At 62.1% G+C, this 19,891-nt stretch carries 18 protein-coding genes; 7 read left to right on the top strand and 11 right to left on the bottom strand.

Annotated features, from left to right (window positions below; all coding sequences use genetic code 11):
* Window positions 1–27: 27 nt before the first annotated feature.
* Window positions 28–1,059 (top strand): Ldh family oxidoreductase, encoded by a 1,032-nt coding sequence (locus tag ACZ89E_RS05980; protein ID WP_476255109.1) that lies wholly within the window; start codon window positions 28–30, stop codon window positions 1,057–1,059.
* Window positions 1,060–1,114: 55 nt separating this feature from the next.
* Here ACZ89E_RS05980 and ACZ89E_RS05985 read toward each other — a convergent pair whose 3' ends face one another.
* Complete coding sequence (locus tag ACZ89E_RS05985; protein ID WP_149661434.1) at window positions 1,115–1,432, bottom strand: ElaB/YgaM/YqjD family protein; 318 nt, start codon at window positions 1,430–1,432, stop codon at window positions 1,115–1,117.
* Window positions 1,433–1,596: 164 nt separating this feature from the next.
* Between ACZ89E_RS05985 and ACZ89E_RS05990 the strand changes: the two genes are divergently transcribed.
* Window positions 1,597–1,848: a hypothetical protein gene (locus tag ACZ89E_RS05990; protein ID WP_054046380.1), complete on the top strand. Its 252-nt coding sequence runs from the start codon at window positions 1,597–1,599 to the stop codon at window positions 1,846–1,848.
* A gap of 126 nt (window positions 1,849–1,974) precedes the next feature.
* On the opposite strand, the gene ACZ89E_RS05995 is transcribed toward ACZ89E_RS05990, so the two are convergent.
* Complete coding sequence (locus tag ACZ89E_RS05995) at window positions 1,975–2,883, bottom strand: LysR family transcriptional regulator (protein WP_476255110.1); 909 nt, start codon at window positions 2,881–2,883, stop codon at window positions 1,975–1,977.
* Between the two features lie 85 nt (window positions 2,884–2,968).
* Here ACZ89E_RS05995 and ACZ89E_RS06000 point away from each other — a divergent pair, with 85 nt between their 5' ends.
* Complete coding sequence (locus ACZ89E_RS06000; RefSeq protein ID WP_476257021.1) at window positions 2,969–3,892, top strand: carbon-nitrogen hydrolase family protein; 924 nt, start codon at window positions 2,969–2,971, stop codon at window positions 3,890–3,892.
* 165 nt (window positions 3,893–4,057) lie between these two features.
* Here the strand turns inward: ACZ89E_RS06000 and ACZ89E_RS06005 are convergent, their stop codons facing one another.
* The 7 genes from ACZ89E_RS06005 to ACZ89E_RS06035 form a co-directional block, all read right to left on the bottom strand.
* Window positions 4,058–4,525, bottom strand: coding sequence for an LEA/WHy family protein (locus ACZ89E_RS06005; RefSeq protein ID WP_149662281.1), 468 nt, complete (start codon window positions 4,523–4,525; stop codon window positions 4,058–4,060).
* A 101-nt stretch (window positions 4,526–4,626) separates the two neighbouring features.
* Window positions 4,627–5,709, bottom strand: a complete 1,083-nt coding sequence (locus tag ACZ89E_RS06010) for a nucleoside hydrolase (protein ID WP_149662282.1) — start codon at window positions 5,707–5,709, stop codon at window positions 4,627–4,629.
* A gap of 113 nt (window positions 5,710–5,822) precedes the next feature.
* Window positions 5,823–7,133, bottom strand: coding sequence for an MFS transporter (locus tag ACZ89E_RS06015; protein WP_476255111.1), 1,311 nt, complete (start codon window positions 7,131–7,133; stop codon window positions 5,823–5,825).
* Window positions 7,134–7,537: 404 nt separating this feature from the next.
* Window positions 7,538–8,170, bottom strand: a complete 633-nt coding sequence (locus tag ACZ89E_RS06020) for an N-carbamoylsarcosine amidohydrolase (RefSeq protein WP_149661573.1) — start codon at window positions 8,168–8,170, stop codon at window positions 7,538–7,540.
* A gap of 240 nt (window positions 8,171–8,410) precedes the next feature.
* Window positions 8,411–9,163 (bottom strand): maleate cis-trans isomerase family protein, encoded by a 753-nt coding sequence (locus ACZ89E_RS06025; RefSeq protein ID WP_149661574.1) that lies wholly within the window; start codon window positions 9,161–9,163, stop codon window positions 8,411–8,413.
* An 18-nt stretch (window positions 9,164–9,181) separates the two neighbouring features.
* Complete coding sequence (locus ACZ89E_RS06030) at window positions 9,182–9,988, bottom strand: alpha/beta fold hydrolase (protein WP_149661575.1); 807 nt, start codon at window positions 9,986–9,988, stop codon at window positions 9,182–9,184.
* Window positions 9,985–11,133 (bottom strand): FAD-dependent monooxygenase, encoded by a 1,149-nt coding sequence (locus ACZ89E_RS06035; protein WP_476255112.1) that lies wholly within the window; start codon window positions 11,131–11,133, stop codon window positions 9,985–9,987. The genes ACZ89E_RS06030 and ACZ89E_RS06035 overlap by 4 nt, the downstream gene beginning before the upstream one ends.
* A gap of 310 nt (window positions 11,134–11,443) precedes the next feature.
* Here ACZ89E_RS06035 and ACZ89E_RS06040 point away from each other — a divergent pair, with 310 nt between their 5' ends.
* From ACZ89E_RS06040 to ACZ89E_RS06055, 4 genes are all read left to right on the top strand, one after another.
* Window positions 11,444–12,496, top strand: a complete 1,053-nt coding sequence (locus ACZ89E_RS06040) for a 2,5-dihydroxypyridine 5,6-dioxygenase (RefSeq protein WP_463257496.1) — start codon at window positions 11,444–11,446, stop codon at window positions 12,494–12,496.
* Window positions 12,497–12,628: 132 nt separating this feature from the next.
* The gene (locus ACZ89E_RS06045) at window positions 12,629–13,114 is read left to right on the top strand and encodes a MarR family winged helix-turn-helix transcriptional regulator (RefSeq protein ID WP_149661578.1); all 486 of its coding nucleotides are present in this window, start codon (window positions 12,629–12,631) and stop codon (window positions 13,112–13,114) included.
* A 160-nt stretch (window positions 13,115–13,274) separates the two neighbouring features.
* Entirely contained in the window at window positions 13,275–13,751 is a 477-nt protein-coding gene (locus ACZ89E_RS06050; protein ID WP_476255113.1) for a (2Fe-2S)-binding protein, read from the top strand.
* A 16-nt stretch (window positions 13,752–13,767) separates the two neighbouring features.
* A complete protein-coding gene (locus ACZ89E_RS06055) occupies window positions 13,768–17,328 on the top strand; it encodes a molybdopterin cofactor-binding domain-containing protein (protein ID WP_476255114.1) in 3,561 nt (1,186 codons plus the stop codon).
* A gap of 48 nt (window positions 17,329–17,376) precedes the next feature.
* On the opposite strand, the gene ACZ89E_RS06060 is transcribed toward ACZ89E_RS06055, so the two are convergent.
* Both ACZ89E_RS06060 and ACZ89E_RS06065 read right to left on the bottom strand, forming a co-directional pair.
* Complete coding sequence (locus ACZ89E_RS06060; RefSeq protein WP_149661580.1) at window positions 17,377–18,033, bottom strand: TetR/AcrR family transcriptional regulator; 657 nt, start codon at window positions 18,031–18,033, stop codon at window positions 17,377–17,379.
* 53 nt (window positions 18,034–18,086) lie between these two features.
* Window positions 18,087–19,535: a nucleobase:cation symporter-2 family protein gene (locus ACZ89E_RS06065; protein WP_476255115.1), complete on the bottom strand. Its 1,449-nt coding sequence runs from the start codon at window positions 19,533–19,535 to the stop codon at window positions 18,087–18,089.
* Window positions 19,536–19,891 lie beyond the last annotated feature (356 nt).

Raw genomic sequence — 19,891 nt, forward strand, 5'->3', positions numbered from 1 at the left:
CACTCAATAATAAAACTGGAGCCTCAGATGACCGCAACACCCGCCTCTTCGAACACGCAAACCCTGGACTTCAATTCACTCGTTCAATTGCTCGAACACATCTTCCTGCGCCACGGCACCTCGGCCGAGGTCGCCAACACACTGGCCCTGAACTGCGCCGGCGCCGAACGCGACGGCGCCCACAGCCACGGCGTGTTCCGCATTCCCGGTTATGTGTCGACGCTCAACAGCGGCTGGGTCAATGGCCAGGCGGTGCCGGTGGTTGAAGACGTGGCCTCGGGCTTTGTCCGCGTCGATGCCGGCGGTGGCTTCGCCCAACCGGCCCTGGCCGCCGCCCGTGCATTGCTGGTGGAAAAAGCCCGCAGCGCCGGGATTGCCGTGCTGGCAATCCGCAACTCCCATCACTTCGCTGCGCTGTGGCCGGACGTCGAACCGTTCGCCTATGAAGGCCTGGTGGCCCTGAGCGTGGTCAACAGCATGACGTGCGTGGTGCCCCACGGCGCCGATCGTCCACTGTTCGGCACCAACCCGATTGCTTTCGCCGCGCCACGGGCGGATGGCGATCCCATCGTGTTCGACCTGGCCACCAGCGCCATTGCCCATGGCGACGTGCAGATCGCCGCGCGCAAGGGCGAGCGCCTGTCGCCGGGCATGGGTGTGGACAGCCTGGGCCAGCCGACCCAGGATCCGAAAGCGATTCTCGAGGGCGGTGCGTTGCTGCCGTTTGGCGGGCACAAGGGCTCGGCGTTGTCGATGATGGTGGAGTTGCTGGCCGCGGCGTTGACCGGCGGCAATTTTTCTTTCGAATTCGATTGGTCGAACCACCCGGGGGCGAAGACGCCGTGGACCGGGCAACTGCTGATCGTGATCGACCCGAGCAAGGCCGCCGGGCAGAACTTCGCCGAACGCAGCCAGGAACTGGTGCGGCAGATGCATGGCGTGGGGTTGAAGCGTTTGCCGGGGGATCGGCGGCATCACCAGCGTGCCAAATCAGCGGCTGGGGGGATCGAGTTGGAGGCGGATGTTTTGGCGAATTTGCGGGAATTGGCTGGGCTCTGAGCCTTGTGGAGCAAAAAAGGCGAGCATCAAGCTCGCCTTTTTTATGCAGAACCGATCAACGACGACCGAGCAACAACCCGACCACCAGGCCGAAACCGGCAGAAATCGCCACGGTCTGCCACGGGTGGCCACCGATATAGGTTTCAGTGGCGTCGACCGCCGGTTTGGTGCGTTCGCGCACGCTGGTCACTGATTCCAGCGCCTGTTGCAGCTTCTGGGCGACTTGTCCGCGCAGGGTATCGGCTTCCTCGCCCACCAGCGACGCACTGCTTTTGAGCAGCTTGTCCGATTCTTCGATCAGCGCCTGAAGCTCACTGAATGCCTGATCCTTGATTTGGTCTGCGGCGTTTTGTACGGCTGTTTTGCGGGCCATTGAGTAACTCCTTGCGGGTAAGTGGGCAGTGAACAATGGAGTCTCGGGCGATTGAAAAAGTTGCACTCATTTTGTGTGCAGGCTCCACCCTGAGGAAAAATCCAGGGTCGGAGATTTCCTCCTACGGTGTAAGATGTCGCCTATTTACGCCGCAGGTATTTCCCATGAGCTTCAATCTGGCCGACAAACCCCTTGCCGAGCGCGCTGCGCTTGAAGACGAAAAATCCCGTCTGTTCGACCTCTGGCAAAGCAACCTGGGCAAGTCCAAAGGCGAAGCGGCGCGGTTATTCGGTGAACGGGCCAAGCGCAAAGGCAAATGGGCTGAATGGGTTCGCTCCGAGCTCGACCTCCTGTCGCCGCCGGAATACGCCAACATGGTGCGCAGTGAAGTCAATCGCCTGATGGCCGCCAAATAATTCCAGGTTGACCCCCACCCTGTAGGAGCGAGGCTTGCCCGCGAAGGCGGTGTGTCATTGGACGTCGATGTTGGATGAAATGACGCCTTCGCGGGCAAGCCTCGCTCCTACGAGGGGGGGTGTCCTTTACACAAAGCTCGCCACAATCGCCTCACGCACTTTCAACACCACCGGATCCAGTTGCGCGCTGGTGCGCCAGCCCAGTTCGATGGGGTAACGCGGCAACGCCAGCGGGCAGGGCAGTAGCGTCAGACCGCTGAGTGCCGCGATGCTTTGCGCGGCGTGGGCCGGAATGGTCGCCACTGCCTGACTGCCCTTGAGCAGATGCGGCAACGCCGCAAAGTGTGTGGTCGAGGCGCACACCCGCCGACTCAAGCCCAGCGCCGCCAGCCCCTCATCGGTGATCCCGATAAAACCGCCCGACGACACCAGAATGTGCTCCCGCGCGACGAATTCCTCCAGGCGGAGGGCCTGCTGCCCTGGCGCCAGGCTGATCGGGTCCACCAGGCACAGATAACCCCCTTCGCCCAGCACCTGCCGGCTGAGCAAGCGCTCGGCAAAACCGCCCGCCGTGATTGCCAGGTCGATGCTGCGTTCCATCAAGGCCTGGGCCACGATCTGGCTGTGGGTTTGGCGGAAGATCAACCGCAGTTTTGGCGCGGCGCGGGCGATCTCGTCAATCAGCCGCCGCCCGTAGGCGATCTCGAAGTCATCCGACAGCCCCACGGTGACCGAACGACCTTCGTAGTGACCCGCCGCCGGGTCGACCATGGCCAGGCTCTGTCGGCATTTGTTCAGCGCATCGCTGACCACCGGTTTGAGCTGATTGGCCTTGAGCGTCGGCGCCAAGCCACGTCCGGTGCGCACGAACAATTGATCGCCATACACCTCCCGCAGCCGGCGCAATGCCGCGCTGACCGCCGATTGCGTGACGCCCAGGCGCAGCGCGGCACGGCTGGCGCTGGACTCTTCGTGCAAGGCTTCGAAGACTTTGAGCAGGTTGAGATCGATGGTGGCGATATTCATGGTGTTCATATCATTCAGCAGCGAACGGGGCTTTATTCATGATCCGGTGGCGACCGAGAATGAGCAACACCTCATTACCTTCGGAGTTATCGCCATGTCCAAGTCCATCGTTGCTGCCCTGCAAATCGGCGCCTTGCCCGGTGGCAAGGGCGAAACCCTGGAACAGATCCTGTCCTGGGAAAACCCCATCATCGAGTCCGGCGCCGCGCTGGTGGTCATGCCAGAAGCTTTGCTGGGCGGCTATCCCAAAGGTGAAGCGTTCGGTACGCAATTGGGCTATCGCCTGCCGGAGGGGCGCGAGGCGTTTGCGCGGTACTTCGCCAACGCCATCGACGTGCCGGGCGTCGAGACCGAAGCCTTGGCCGGGTTGTCGGCGCGCACCGGGGCCAATCTGGTCATCGGCGTGATCGAACGCGCGGGCAGCACCTTGCATTGCACCGCGTTGTACTTCGACCCTGCGGCCGGGCTGGTCGCCAAACACCGCAAACTGATGCCGACCGGCACCGAACGGCTGATCTGGGGCAAGGGCGATGGCTCGACGTTGTCGGTGATCGACAGCCAGGTCGGGCGCCTCGGCGCCGTGGTGTGCTGGGAAAACATGATGCCGTTGCTGCGCACCGCGATGTACGCCAAAGGCGTCGAAGTGTGGTGTGCACCGACCGTGGATGAACGCGAGATGTGGCAGGTCAGCATGCGCCACATCGCCCATGAGGGCCGGTGCTTTGTGGTCAGTGCCTGTCAGGTGCAGGACTCGCCGCAAGCCTTGGGCGTGGACATTGCCAACTGGCCGGCGGATCGACCGTTGATAGCCGGTGGCAGTGTGATCGTCGGGCCGATGGGCGACATTCTGGCCGGGCCGCTGCGGGGCGGGCCGGGTTTGCTGACCGCTGAAATCGACACCGACGAACTGATCCGTGCGCGTTACGACTTCGACGTGGTGGGGCACTATGCGCGGCCGGATGTGTTCGAGCTGAGCGTGGATGAGCGCGCCAAACCCGGCGTGCGCTTCACCGCATAATCCTCGGTTGCCACAAACCCTGTGTGCGCTTCACCGCATATCTTTCGGTTGCGGCATCCCTGTAGGAGCGAGGCTTGCCCGCGAAGGCGGTGTGTCAGTCGACATCTATGTTGGATGACACTCCGCCTTCGCGGGCAAGCCTCGCTCCTACCAAAGGGGGCGGGGTTACCAGGTTGCAGCGGCGGACCCTGGAAAACTCAACTTGCCGGTATCGACAAAACGCATGGTGCCAAACAAGCCACCGGCCAGTTTGCCGCGCAGTACGTAGGGCAGGTTGTCGAGGGTTTGCGTCTGGCTCAGGCCCAGGGTCTGGCGCAATACAGAGAAGGCCGAGACGCTCACCGGCACGGTCAGCACGGCTTCGGAAAAGCGCGGGATCGTGCCTGATTGATCGCTGACGCCCGAGGCCAATGGCCGGCCGTTGACTTCCAGGTCCAGGGCCACGCCGTTGTAGTCGATCGCGGTTTCGTTCGGGTTCTGCACGCGGATCTTCACCGCGAAGCGCACTTCCAGGTCCTGACTTTGCAGCGGTTCGATGCCGACCACGTTGATGTTCAGCGGATCGCGATTGGGGAACAGCGCGCAGGCGCTCAGGGACAGCAACAGCAGGGACAGGGCAAGGAGTCTGCGCATCTAAAGGCTCTCGACAGAAAAAGGGACTGAACCGCCGTTGAAGATTATCCGGCGGCTCACCTGTGCGACCACGCTCACTGTGAGGGGTTCGCTGCGGGCTGTCACTTGTTCATCTTGACCGGTGTCGGCAAAGTCACGAGGTTGACGTAGCCGTCCCAGAATTGCTTCTGGTCGATGGCGAATACCACCTTGGCTTTTTGCGTGCCCACCGGCGGGCTCTTCTTGTAGCCAAGGGCCCGGCCGTAGTCGGCGCCGAACTGCGCGTCCACATCCACCCACAAATCCCGGGACTCGGTGACGATGTCCGGTTGTACCAGGAACAGCGCTGGCAGGCTGTCCCAAGTGAAGCTGTGATAGGCCGGATCCTTGTCGAACAGCGCGCCGAATTCATGCTTGTACAGGTCGGCAATGGGGCCCGGTTTGGCGATCACCCGTTTGTACACCGCAGCATCGAAGGTGACTTTCTCGCAGACATCGTTGGGGAAAATCACGTGTTCGATGGGCGAACGCAGGACGATCTTCGCCGCCTCGGGGTCGAACCACCAGTTGAACTCGGCGGCCGGTGTGGTGTTGCCCGGGATCTCGATCGCGCCGCCCATGTACACGATGCGTTTGATCAGCGGCACGATGTCCGGCGCGGAACGGATCGCCAGCGCAATGTTGGTCAGCGGCCCGACCGCCAGCAGCGTCACTTCATGGGGGTTGGCGCGCACGCTGTCGACGATGAACTGCGCGGCGGTTTCCTTGCGCAATGTGGTGTGGGTCGCCAGGCCATCCGGCGGCGCGACCAGTTGCGCGGCGTTTGTAGGGCGAGCGGCTTTGAACGCCCCCGGCCAACCAGCGCCGAACAGCGCCTGCTCCTGCGGATACGTGGCGAAGTCATGCAGCAGCGGATACGCCGCGCCGGAATACACCCCGACCTCTTTGTCCACGCCCATGCGCTCGACAGCCTTGAGCGCGTCGACCTGCTCCTGATCGACCCAGGCGTTGCCGCTGACCAGGGTCATGCCGAGCAGGTCGATGCGTTTTTGCGCGTGCAACTGGGCGAGCATGATGAAGGCCTGGCCGTCATCGTTGAGCACGTTGAAGTCGGTGTCGAAGATGACTTTTTCCGCCGCTTGCAGGGACCCGGCACACAGGCCGGCGGCGACGAGCAGGGCACAGCGTTTGATCAAACCTTGCATGAGGGACACACCTGATAGGTTGGAAGTGAACACCTGTAGGAGCAAGGCTTGCCCGCGATGGCGTCGGTGAAATCGCCATCGCGAGCAAGCTTTGCTCCTACGGGGCCGAGGGGTTAGCGGTTAACCAATTTGGCCGGCAACGCGATGACCAGGAAACTGCTGAGAATCAAACACCCGGCAAAGAACCACAGCGCCCCGGCGCTGCTGCCCGTGACATCAATCGCCACGCCCATCAGCGAATTGCTCACCAACCCGGCAATGTTCGCCAACGAACAGGCGAGGGCAAACCCGGTCGCCGCCGCCGTGCCTTTGAGAAACGTCGCCGGCAGGCTGAAGAACACCGGCACCGCACCAATGATCGCCGCCGAGGCAATGGCGAACAGCGCCACGGTCGCCACCACGTTGTGCACAAAGAACGGCGCCGTGGCCATGGCCGCCGCACCGACCAGGAACGGCACGATGATGTGCCAGCGGCGTTCGCGGTGTTTGTCGGAACTGGCGCCAATCAGCAGCATCCCCAGCAGCGCGGCGACGCTCGGCAATGCGGTGAGAATGCCGATGTGGAAGGTGTCGACGATCCCGGCGTTGCGGATAAAGGTCGGCATCCAGAAACCCATGGCGTAGGCGCTGAGCAGGATCGAGAAGTCGATGCCGCCGAGCATCCACACTTTCAGGTTGAAGAAGCCGTCGCGAAAGCTGTGCTTGCTATCGCTGGCACCGGCCTCGTCGGCACGCAGCTCCTGTGCCAGCAGGGCTTTCTCGTCCTCGTTGAGCCACTTGGCTTGTTGATAGCTGTTCGGCAGCGCCCAGAAGGTCAGGATGCCGAGCAATACGCTGGGCACCGCTTCGATCAGGAACAGCCATTGCCAGCCGTGCAAACCGCCGAGGGTGTCGAAATGGCTCATCACCCAACCCGACAGCGGCCCGCCAATCACGCTGGACAACGGCAAACCGATCATGAACAGCGCGATGATGCGCCCGCGTCGATAGGTCGGGAACCAGGTGGTCAAGTAATACAGGACTCCGGGCAGGAAACCGGCTTCGGCGGCACCGAGCAAAAACCGCAGAACGTAGAACTGAGTGGTGGAGGTCACGAGCATGGTGCAGGCCGAGAGCAGGCCCCAAGTAATCATGATCCGGGCGATCCAGATCTTCGCCCCGACTTTCTCCAGCACCAGGTTGCTCGGCACTTCGAACAGGATGTAGCCGACAAAAAACAGCCCGGCGCCGAGGCCGAACGCGGTTTCGCTGAAATGCAGTTGATCGAGCATCTGCAGTTTGGCGAAGCCGATGTTGATCCGGTCGAGGTACGCGGCCAGGTAGCAGAAACACAGGAAGGGAATCAGCTTCCAGGTGATCTTGTGGTACAGCGCTTGAATCGGGTCGGCGACCGTGGTCGCGGGTGCTGCGTTCGCAATGGGCATCGGATGTCTCCTGGCGGTGACTTATGGTTTTTATACAGCCGCTTTTTCCAGCGCTTTGGCGCGCTGAAAGCGGCGTCCAAAGGCAGTGACAGAAGACTGGGCGCTCGCTCGTGGGCGAGTTGGGCTCAGTTTTTTTCGTTTGGGTTTGGCAGGCCCGATACCAGCCAGACAATCTTCCGTCATGCACTGTTTTTGTGGCGAGGGAGCTTGCTCCCGCTCGAGTGCGCAGCACTCGCAAAATCAATCGGTGCGACCACCATTTTGGGGCTGCTTCGCAACCCAGCGCGAGCAAGCTCGCTCGCCACAGGACAGTGTTCGACTGGAGGTCTTGACTGTGTGGCCGTTGTCCCTTTCAAACCCGACAAGACCAGCGCTCTAACCGGCGCGGGTTCTTGTCGCACGCATTACATTGTTTTGAAGTGGGCAATCGCCTCCTGTTTGCTGACGACATCGCCGTACTTGCTGTCGATGTCGAACAGGTTGGCTTCGTGGGGCGCCGGGTGGCGGTCGCCGACACATTCGCGCACGACGATGGTGCGGAAGCCGTGTTGCACCGCGTCCACCGCCGTCGCCCGAATGCAGCCGCTGGTGGAGCAACCGGCCAGCACCACGGTGTCGATCCCTTGGGCGTGCAGCATCGAGGCCAGGCTGCTGCCGAAAAACGCGCTGGCGTACTGTTTGCTGATCACCACTTCATCGGCCTGCGGCAGCACCTCTTCGCAAAACGCCGCCAGAGGGTTGCCCTCGACCATGTCCTTCATCACCGGCGCCTTCTTCACCCAGATCCCACCGTCAGCAAAATGGCCGGGATGGTAGCGGATATTGGTGTGCACCACCGGGATGCCATGGTGCCGGGCGCTGGCCAGCAACTCGACGCTTTGAGCCACGGCACTGACCACGCCAGGGGCGTACAGCGGCGCGCCTTCGGTGGTGTAGCCGCGCATGAAATCGATCATCAGCAACGCAGCCTTCTGCCCAAACCCGATGCGCTGACCCCACACGCCTTGATAGTTGTCGTTGGCGGTTTGTTCGCTCATTTCATTGCGTCCTCATTCTTTGGCATTGCCAACATTCTCTTGGGCACTGCAAATACTCTCTTGGGCACTGCAAATACCCTGTGGCGAGGGGGCTTGCCCCCGTTGGGCTGCGAAGCGGCCCTAATAGCGCCACCGCGTTATTTCAGACAAAACTCAATGGGGCTGCTGCGCAGCCCAACGGGGGTAAACCCCCTCGCCACAAAAGCCCGGTTGCCACAAAAAAGTGTGCGCTGAGCCACCTCAATAAGCGCCGGAGAGCAGGGCACCCGCACCGGGAACGATCGGCTCCAGGTCCAGGGCCTTGAGCATGGCGTAGGTGGTGGCGATGGCGGCGGTCAGCACCGGTTTGCCGGTTTGCGCTTCGACTTGCGCCACCACCGGCAGCGACTGCATCTGCACGCAGGCCGACAGCACAATCACATCCACCCCTTCCAGATTCATGCCAGCCACGATGCCGGGCAGGTTCGCCGGGTCGTGCCGGGCCACGGCGAGGTTGTCGGGGATCTCCAGGGCGCGCCAATCCACCACTTCAAAGCCTTCTTCGCGAATGTAATCGACCACCAGTTCCGTCAGCGGCTTCATGTACGGCGCGACGATGGCAATGCGTTTGGCGCCCATGACTTTCAAGCCTTCGATCAACGCACCGGCACTGGTGATCACCGGCGCGTTGGCATCGTTATCGGCGGTGGCTTTGCGCAGCCGTTGCTCGGACTGGCGATGATAACCGAGCCCCATCGCCATGATCGCCACCAGGCAGGCATACCCCAGCACATCGACCTTGGCGTCGGACAGTTCAATGGCGCAACGGTCGGATTCGCCGTCCATCGCCGCCAGTTCTTCCTTGCGCACTTGCTTCATGCGCATGCGGCTGGAGTGGAAAGTGAAACGTTCCGGGCGGATCAACTGGCGCGCATTGAGCATCGCCGGGATCTCGGTTTCCATGGTGGTGTTGGAGCTCGGCACAATCTGGCCGATGCGGTAGGGCTTGAGCATAAAAGTCTCCCGATTCGATTAGTTGAGGCGCGGGCCGAGGAAATCACCGAAGGCCGCGAAGAAACCTTCGAGGTCATCCCACGGGATCATGTGCCCGGCGTTTTCAACGTGGACGCTGCGAATGTTCGGTTGCAGATCGAGGATTTCCGCCTCGTCCTCGGGCGCAATCACCCCGCCACGACCAGCGACCATCAACAGCGCCGGAGCCTGGAGTTTTGGCAGGTCCTGATGGAAATCCACGTCATGAAAATCGTTGAAGGCGCGCACGATCGCCGGCTCGTAGCAGGTATGCAACCACTCGGCGCGCAGTTGCAGTTGCTCGTCGGTCCAGGTGGCGCAGAAGGCGCGCATCGCCTCGGCATCCATCCCGATCAATGACTGGCGGATCGAGTCGACGTACCACGGCAACTTGCTCGGGTATTCACGGCGTCCGGGGCCGGAGACGGGCGGGTCGATCAACACCAGGCGATTGACCCCGGCCGGATGTTTCACGGCGCTGCGCACGGCAAACCGCGCGCCCATGGAGTGGCCGACCAAGTGGTAGCTGTCGAGCTGCATGGCTTGGGCAAACGCACCGATGTCATCGGCGCAAGTCTCAGCGCTGTAATCCAGATCGGGCCCGGTGGAGGAGAGGCCACGTCCGCGCACGTCCAGCACGTAGGTATCGAAATGCTCCCCAAGGCGTTCGGCAACAAACCCCCAGGTAATCGCCGGGCTGGTAATGCCGGGAATCAGCACCAGCGCCGGGCCTTTGCCGCCGTAGCGCAAGTAATGCTGGCGAATGCCGTTGGCCTGAACGTTGCCGCCATGGACGAAAGTGCTCACGCGGCCACCCCCGATTTCAGCTGCTGGGCGTACAGGTCGTAGCCATAGACCCAGGCCGGGTCTTCCTGAGTCCGCAGCCAGGTGTTGGCGTTGGACACGGACTGAACGCGGGAGGCGCGTTCCTTGCGGTTGGCTTCATAGAGTTCGAACGCGGTGCGGTAATCGCCGAGGCCGGTTTCCTGCAAGCAGCGGGTCAGCATTGCGGCGTCTTCGATGGCCATGCCGGCGCCCTGGGCCATGTGCGGCTTCATCGGGTGGCAGGCGTCGCCGAGCAATACCAGGCGACCCCGGCTCCACAGTGGCAACGGATTGCGGTTGCGCAGCGGCCACTTGGTCACGCTTTCGGTGGACTCAATCAGCGCTTGCACGGTCGGGTGATAACCCTGGAATGCCTCGAACATTTCTTCGCGGCTGCTATCGACGAACGCGCCCTGGAAATCCCACTCCGGGTGCGGCACGCCGGTGACGTAGTAGTACTCGTCGCGCTTGCCGGTGGTGTAGTAGACCATCATGTGCCGGTCCTCGGTCCACCACTTGATGCAGTCCTCGAACTTCAAGTCGTACTTGGCCAGTTGATCGCCACGGATCAGTGCCCGGTGTGCGACCCAGCCGCTGTACAGCGGTTTTTCCGCGCCCAGCAACTCTTCACGAATCTTCGAATTGATGCCGTCGGCGCCGATCACGATGTCGGCGTAGGTGACTTCGCCGTCGCTGAACGTCAGGCGCACCTGGGTCTCGGTTTCTTCGAGGGTTTCCAGGCGTTTGTTGAAGTGCACCGTGCCCGGTTTGATCGTCGACATCTGCAAGGCGTGCAGGTCGCCGCGGTGCACGGTGACGTAGGACGCGCCGTATTCCTTGCGAGCGAAATCCCCCAGCGGGATGCGCGACAGGTAGTCGCCGCTCAAGCCATCACGGCTGAACCAGTGATCAGGGTGCGAGCCCATCAAATCAAGCCGCTGCTCGATGCCCATGCGCCGGAAGATTTTCATGATGTTGGGGCCCATGTGGATCCCGGCGCCGAGGCGGGAGAACTCCGGGGCCTGTTCGTAGATGTCCACCTGGAACCCGGCTTGTTGCAGCAACGTCGCAGCGGCTGCACCGCCAAGACCTGCACCGACGATGGCGATTTTTTGTGTTTGGGCCATGGGGCTTGTTCCTCTTCTTCGAATGGTCGCTGGCGGGTCGCCGCAAGGTTTTTAAAGTGTATACGCTGTATTTTTCAAAAAGAAAGAGCCGTTGGTAAAAAATAATTTTTGGCGTTTTTTGCCCGTAGTCACCGAATGTAACCTTTGTTTGTTGGGTTTGTGTGGGTTGGTAACGTTATGGTCCGGCGCTTGCAGTCCGCTCGCATTTGATGTCTTATCGATAACAAATGGCGTACACGCTATAAAAATGCACTGGGGTGAGGCGTGGCGCCTCGACTTGGTGCGCAGCAGACGATTGAGGAGATTGGAAATGCCGGTAAGCGATTGCGAACTGACCCAGATGTTCGAACACGTGTTGAAGCTGTCGAAGGTCGATGCGACCCAGAGCGTCGCCGTGCTCAAGAGCCACTATTCCGACCCGCGCACCGTGCGTGCCGCGATGGACGCCGCCCAACGCCTGGGTGCCAAGGTCTACGCCGTGGAACTGCCGTCGTTCAACCACCCGACGGCCATGGGCAATGACATGACCGCCTACTGCGGCGACACCGCGCTCACTGGCAACATCGCGGCGCAACGGGCGCTGGAAGCGGCGGACCTGATCGTCGACACCATGATGCTGCTGCACTCGCCGGAACAGGAGCAGATCCTCAAGACCGGCACGCGCATTCTGTTGGCCGTCGAACCCCCGGAAGTGCTGGCGCGGATGCTGCCGACCGAGGCGGACAAGGTGCGGGTGATGGCGGCGGAGAAGCTGCTGACACAAGCGCGCTCGATCCACGTCACGTCCCGCGCCGGCAGCGATTTCCGGGCGGCGCTGGGGCAATATCCGGCGGTCACCGAGTACGGTTTCGCCGATGAACCGGGGCGCTGGGACCACTGGCCCAGCGGTTTTCTGTTCTCCTGGCCCAACGAAGAAACCGCCGAAGGCGTGCTGGTGCTGGACATCGGCGACATCGTGCTGCCGTTCAAGACCTACGCCCGGGAGAAGATCACCCTGGAGATCGAAAAGGGCTTTATCACCTCAATCCACGGCGGTTTCGAGGCTGAATACCTGCGCGACTACATGAAGTATTTCAACGATCCCGAGGTGTACGGCATCTCCCACATCGGCTGGGGTTTGCAGCCAAAAGCCCAGTGGACCGCCATGGGTCTGCACGACAAGAACGATGGCATGTGCATGGACGCCCGGGCGTTCTATGGCAACTTCCTGTTCTCCACCGGGCCGAACACCGAAGTCGGCGGCAAGCGCAAAACCCCGTGCCACCTGGATATTCCGCTGCGCAATTGCGATGTGTACCTGGATGACCAGGCGGTGGTGATCGGCGGGGATGTGGTGGCGCCAGAAGCCTCCCGGGTTCGCTGAAACCTGTAGGAGCAAGGCTTGCCCGCGATCGCGATCTCACGGGCGCCATCGCGGGCAAGCCTTGGTCCTACGCAAAGCGGTTCAGGTGTTTGCCCCAAACCGCTCTTGAGTCCGCCTGCCAACCTGTCCATCATGCCTCCCCACCACTCATCGCCTTTCGAGTCCGCCGTGCCTGAAACTCCTGATGCTTCCTACGTTTTCTCCGAACAAGTCGGGCATTTGCTGCGCAAGGCCTATCAGCGGCACATGGCGATTTTTCAGCAGAATGTCGGCGATTCCCAGCTCACGGCGGTGCAGTTCGTCACGCTCTGTGCCGTGCGCGATCACGGCCCCAGCTCCCTGACTGAGCTGGTCAAGGCCACTGCCGTGGACCAGGCGACCATTCGCGGCATCGTCGAACGGCTCAAGGCCCGGGAACTGATTACCCTCGAACCCGACCCCCAAGACCGGCGCAAAGTCATCGTCGGCCTGTCCGAAGCCGGCGACCGTCTGGTGCAGCAAACCGTGCCCTGCGCCGGGAAAATCACCGAGCTGACCATGAGCAACCTCAACCCGGCCGAGCAGGTCGCGGTGCTGTTTTTGCTGCGCAAAATGATCGACGACCCGCAGGACGCATAAATCGCGTCCAGGTCTTTGGCATCGTTTTTGCTCCTGTTTCATGTAGTAGCCACTTCACCAGTCGAGTGTGTCGCGTCGCCACAACCCCATCCGGCCCGCGACGTTTTTTTTCGACCTTTTGGTGTAGTAGCCACTTCATCAAACGAAGCAGGCGCCGCGAATGACCAGCCAGGAAATCACCGTAACGCTTGAGGTCAATGGCCTCACCCGCACCGTCACCGCCATGGCGGACACGCCGTTATTGCTGATCTTGCGCAATGACTTGCAGCTCAACGGCCCCAAGTACGGCTGCGGCCTGGGCGAGTGCGGGGCGTGCACGGTGATCATCGACGGGGTGGCGGCGCGTTCTTGCGTGTTTCCGCTGGCCGGTGCCGTGGATCGGCAGATTGTCACCCTCGAAGGCCTCGGCACCCGCGCCGTGCCGCACCTGGTGCAACAAGCCTTTATCGACGAACAAGCGGCGCAATGCGGCTATTGCCTCAACGGCATGATCATGACCACCAAGGCCTTGCTCGACCGCATCCCGCACCCCAGCGAAACCCAGATCCGCAACGAACTCTCGGCCAATCTCTGCCGCTGCGGCACCCACATCGAAATCCTCCGCGCGGTGCTGCGTGCCGCCCGTCAAATGCCTTGAAGGTGGATCAATGACCATGACTGGCTCCATCGCGCTTTCCATCCCGACCCGCGACCAACTGCTGGCCAAGTCCGGCGTGCTGCTGATCGTCGACGACATCCTGCCGCCGTCCGGCCCGGTGGCGAAGGGCGGTACGCCGCGGATCAAACCCAAGGAACTGGGCCTGTTCATTGCCATCAGCGATGACGGGCGCGTGTATGCGTTCAACGGCCATGTCGACCTCGGCACCGGCATTCGCACCTCGCTGGCGCAGATCGTCGCCGAAGAACTCGATTTACAAATGGAACAGGTGTGCATGGTGCTCGGCGACACCGAGCGTGCGCCGAATCAGGGCGCGACCATTGCCAGTGCGACGTTGCAGATTTCCGCGATTCCGTTGCGCAATGCGGCGGCCGAGGCGCGGCGTTATCTGTTGGAAACGGCAGCCGAACGTTGGTCGGTGGCGGCCAGTAGCCTGAAGATCGAAGCAGGCGTGATTCGCGCCGAGGACGGCCGCACCGCAACCTACGTCGATCTGGTCAGCGGCGAGCACGTTGAACTGCGCATCTCCGGTACCGCACCGCTGAAACCCGCCGAAGCCTATCGACTGGTGGGCAAGGGCGCGGCGCGGGTGGACATTCCGGGCAAGGCCACTGGCGAGCTGACCTACGTCCACGACATGCGCGTGCCGAACATGCTCCACGGCCGGGTGATTCGCCCGCCCTATGCCGGGCTCGATTGCGGTGATTTTGTCGGCAACAGCCTGCTGGAAGTCGACGAATCCTCCATCGCCCACATCGCCGGAATCGTCGCCGTGGTGGTGATCCGCGATTTCGTCGGCATCGTGGCGTTGCGCGAGGAGCAGGCGATCAAGGCTGCCCAAACGTTGAAAGTCACTTGGAAAACCTGGAATCAAGGCTTGCCGGACCTGAGCGATGTCGAGCAGGCGATTCGCGACAACCCCCGGGTGCAACGGGTGGTGCTGGATCAGGGCAACGTCGATGAAGCCCTGGCCGCCGCCACTCAGCGCATGCCGCGCACGTATATGTGGCCGTATCAGATGCACGGTTCGATCGGCCCGTCCTGTGGCGTCGCGGACTATCAGCCATCGGGCAGCAGGGTGTGGTCCGGCAGCCAGAATCCGCATTTGCTGCGCGCCGACCTCGCGTGGTTGCTGGAGTGTGAAGAGGAAGCCATCGAGATCATTCGCATGGAAGCGTCCGGCTGCTACGGGCGTAATTGCGCGGACGATGTGTGCGCCGATGCCTTGCTGTTGTCCCGCGCCGTGGGCAAACCGGTGCGGGTGCAACTGACCCGCGAGCAAGAGCATCTGTGGGAACCCAAAGGCACCGCGCAACTGATGGACGTTGATGGCGGTTTGAACGCCGATGGCAGTGTCGCTGCCTATGATTTCCAGACCAGTTACCCATCGAACGGTGCGCCGACATTGGCCCTGCTGCTGACCGGGCGGGTCGAGCCGGTAGCGGCGATGTTCGAGATGGGCGACCGCACCTCGATCCCGCCCTACGACTTTGAAAACATGCGCGTGACCATCAACGACATGGCGCCGATTGTCCGCGCCTCGTGGATGCGCGGGGTTTCCGCGTTGCCCAACACCTTCGCCCACGAGTCTTACATCGATGAACTGGCCTTTGCCGCCGGCGTTGATCCGGTGGAATACCGCTTGCGCTACCTGCACGACGAGCGCGCCATCGACCTGGTGAAATCCACCGCCGAACGCGCGGCCTGGACCCCACGCACCGCGCCGATGCAAACCCCGAACGAGGATCAGTTGCTGCGCGGTCGTGGCTTTGCCTACGCGCGCTACATCCACAGCAAATTTCCCGGTTTCGGTGCGGCGTGGGCGGCGTGGGTCGCGGACGTGGCCATCGACCGGCAGACCGGCGATGTCTCGGTCACGCGGGTGGTGATCGGCCATGACTCGGGGATGATGATCAACCCGGCCGGCGTGCAGCATCAGATCCACGGCAACGTCATCCAGTCCACCAGCCGCGTGCTCAAGGAGCGGGTGACGTTCGAGGAATCGACGGTGGCGAGCAAGGAGTGGGGCGGTTATCCGATCCTGACCTTTCCCGAAGTGCCGCAGATCGACGTGCTGATGATGCCGCGCCAGGACCAGCCGCCGATGGGCGCCGGTGAATCGGCTTCGGTGCCGAGTGCGGCGGCGATTGCCAATGCGATTTATGACGCCACCGGGATCCGTTTTCGCGAACTGCCGATCACACCGGAGCGAGTGTTGGCGGCGTTGAATGCCGGGACCTGCGATGAACCGCCGAAGTCCCCGGCCAAGCGTTCGAAATGGCTGTTCGGATCACTGTTTGCCGCGTTCGGCGCGGTGCTCGGCATGGCGGCGACGGCGTGGCCGTTTCACGGCGAAATCGCACCGATAGCGCCGCCGAGCGCCGGCACCTGGTCCACGGCGACCCTGGAGCGCGGCCGCTTGCTGGCGGCGGTCGGCGATTGCGCGGTGTGCCACACGGTACCGGGCGGCACGACCAATGCCGGTGGCCTGGCGATGGAGACGCCGTTCGGCACGCTGTACAGCAGCAACATCACGCCCGACGTGAAAACCGGAATTGGCAGTTGGTCCTATCCGGCGTTCGAACGGGCGATGCGCGACGGCATCGGCCGGGATGGGCGCAATCTGTATCCGGCGTTCCCCTACACCGCGTTTCGCAATATCAATGATGCGGATATGCAGGCGTTGTATGCGTACCTGATGTCACAAGCGCCGGTCAGCCAAGCGGCAAAGGCCAACGACATGCGCTTTCCGTTCAACCTGCGGCCGTTGATGGCGGGGTGGAATGCGTTGTTCCTGCGCAAGGGTGAAATCAGCGTGCAGCCGCAGCGTAGCGAACAGTGGAATCGCGGCGCGTACCTGGTCAACGGTTTGGGCCACTGCGCAGCGTGCCATTCGCCGCGCAATTTGATGGGGGCGGAGAAGGGCGGTGCATCGTTCCTCGCGGGCGGGATGGTGGATGGCTGGGAGGCGCCGGCGCTGAACGGGTTGTCCAAGGCACCGACACCCTGGACCGAGGATCAGCTGTTCGGTTACTTGAGCAGCGGTTATTCCGCTGAACATGGCGTGGCGACCGGGCCGATGGGGCCGGTGGTCACGGAATTGGCGAAGTTGCCCAAGGATGATATCCGGGCGATAGCGGTGTATCTGGCGTCACTTAATGGCGCGCAGGCTGAGGCGCAAGTCGTGGAGAAAGCCACGCGGCCGGTGGCCACCGTTTCCCTGAGCAACGGCCGGCGCGTATTTGAAGGTTCGTGCAAGGCCTGTCATGCCGATGGCCTGGGGCCGAAACTGTTTGGCGTGAGTCCGTCGCTGGCCACCAACACCAACGTGCACAGCGATCAGCCGGATAACCTGATCAAGGTCATTCTGCAAGGCATCGATACCCCGGCGACCAAGGACTTGGGTTACATGCCTGCTTTCAAGGACAGCCTGTCGAACACCCAGGTGGCGGAATTGGCGGCGTATTTGCGCAGTCGGTTTGCGGGGAATGCGCCGGGTTGGGAAGGGTTGGAGTCGACGGTGGCGCATTTGCGGGCGAATCCCGGCAGCCATTAAAAGCATCGCGTGTAGGAGCGAGGCTTGCCCGCGAAGGGGCCGGCCCTATCAACCGAGATCCCGCGGGGGCAACCTCATCACCCCCCGCACCACCAAATCCTGAATAAACCCCAACCAATCCTGCTGCTGCCCCTTGTCCGCCAAATCCTCACCCAGAAACGAACTCAGGGTGTGCCGGTTGGAGTTATAGAAATAACAGAGCGAGGCAATCATCAAATACACATGCTTGATGTCCAGCACCTCGCGAAACAGCCCTTGGGCCTGACCCGCCTCAATGATCGGCTTCAACACCCCGACCGCTTCCCCGGACAACCGGCGCAACTCGCTGGACTGTTGCGCATGCTTGCCGCCGTGGAGGTTTTCATTGCTCAGGATCGCGACGAATTCCGGGTGCTTGACGTAGTAATGCCAGACGAACGCCACCAGTTCCTGCAACGCCACCAGCGGCTGGCTCAGGTCCAGCTTCAGTCGGCTTTCGGCCTTGTTGAATTGCTCGTAGGTGTGTTCGAGCACGCAGATAAACAGCTGCTCCTTACTGCCGAAGTAGTAATAGAGCATGCGGTCGTTGGACTCGGCTTCCCGGGAAATGCTCTCGACCCGCCCTCCGGAATAACCGTCGCGGGTGAACACTTTCACCGCTGCTTCGAGGATCCGTGTGCGGGTCTGCTGGGCCTGGGCGGCCCGGATGCCGGTCTTCTTGTTCAACGTGCGATCAACCTTGTGCCAAGCGGAGTCGCCACGAATGTAGCACGCGCGCTTCAGCGGTTCAGGTGGCTGGCGGATTCCGTGGCTTGCGGGTTTTCCATGACTTGCAGGATCGACGCTTCCGGGTCGAAATCGTCTTCCTCAAGCTCCATGAATTCCTCGGGCAGGAACACGTTGAGGATGATCGCGCACAGCGCACCCACGGTAATCGGCGATTCGAAGATGTTGTGCAGCGCCAGGGGCAACTCGCGCAACACTTCTGGCACCGCCGCGATGCCCAGGCCCATGCCGAGGGAAATCGACACAATCAGCATGTTGCGCCGATGCAGGCCGGCTTCGGCGAGGATCTTGATCCCGGCCACGGCCACGGTGCCGAACATCACCAGCTCCGCGCCGCCCAGTACCGGTTTCGGCATCAGTTGCAGCACCGCGCCGATCATCGGGAACAGACCCAGCAGCACCAGCAAGCCGGCGATGAAAAACGCCACGTAACGGCTGGCCACGCCGGTGAGCTGGATCACCCCGTTGTTCTGGGCGAAGGTCACCATCGGCATGCTGTTGAACACCGCCGCCATGGCCGAGTTGAGGCCATCGGCGAGCAGGCCGGACTTGATCCGGCGAATGTAGATCGGGCCCTTGACCGGCTGCCGGGAAATCATCGAGTTGGCCGTCAAGTCGCCCGCAGCTTCCAGCGGCGACACCAGGAAAATCACCGCCACCGGCACAAACGCCACCCAATCGAAGTTGAAACCGTACTTGAACGGCACCGGCACGCTCACCAGCGGCACCGCCGGCAGGCTGGCGAAATCCACATCGCCCATCAACCAGGCGACGACGTAGCCGAGGGTCAGGCCTATCACAATCGCGCCGAGGCGCAGGAACGGCACATCGACCCGGTTCAGTACCACGATGGTCCCGAGCACCAGTGCTGCCAGGGCCAGGTGATGACTGGCGCCGAGGTCCGCCACGCCGAAGCCGCCGGCAATGTCGGTCATTGCGACTTTGATCAGCGACAGCCCCATGAGCGTGATGATGGTCCCAGTGACCACCGGAGTAATCAGCATCCGCAGCTTGCCGATGAACTGGCTCAACACCACTTCGATAAACGCGGCGAAAAAGCACACGCCAAAGATCGTCGACAGAATCTCATCGGTGCCGCCGCCCCGGGCCTTGACCATGAACCCGGCGCTGAGGATCACGCTGATAAAGGAAAAACTGGTGCCTTGCAGGCACAGCAATCCGGAACCCACTGGGCCAATGCGCCGGGCCTGGACGAAGGTGCCCAGGCCAGAGACAAACAACGCCATGCTGATCAGGTAGGGGATTTCGCTTTGCAGACCCAGCGCACCGCCCATGATCAGGGTTGGCGTGATAATGCCGACGAAACTCGCGAGTACGTGTTGCAGGGCGGCGAAGACCGTGGCGGTCAGGTGCGGGCGGTCGTTGAGGCCGTAGATCAGGTCGGAGCGGGGCTGGGATTTTGCGTGTTCGGATGAGGTCACGAGGAAAGCGCCAGGGGCCAGGTCAGAAAAAGGAGGCGCAGGATGCCAGAAAAGTTACAACCTGACACAAATCCTGTGACCACCACCCAACTGTGGCGAGGGGGCTTGCCCCCGTTGGGCTGCAAAGCGGCCCCAAAACCAGCCAACGCGGTTCTTCAGGCATACCGCGTTTACCGGTTTTACGACGGCTGCGCCGCCGAACGGGGGCAAGCCCCCTCGCCACAGGGGGGTGCGGCGGTGTTTACATGATCGTTCCCATGCTCCGCGTACCGATCGTTCCCACGCTCTGCGTGGGAATGCCTCAAGGGACGCTCCGCGTTCCGCTGGGACGCAGAGCGTCCCGGGCTGCATTTCCA

The sequence above is a fragment of the Pseudomonas sp. TE3899 genome (assembly GCF_056279105.1).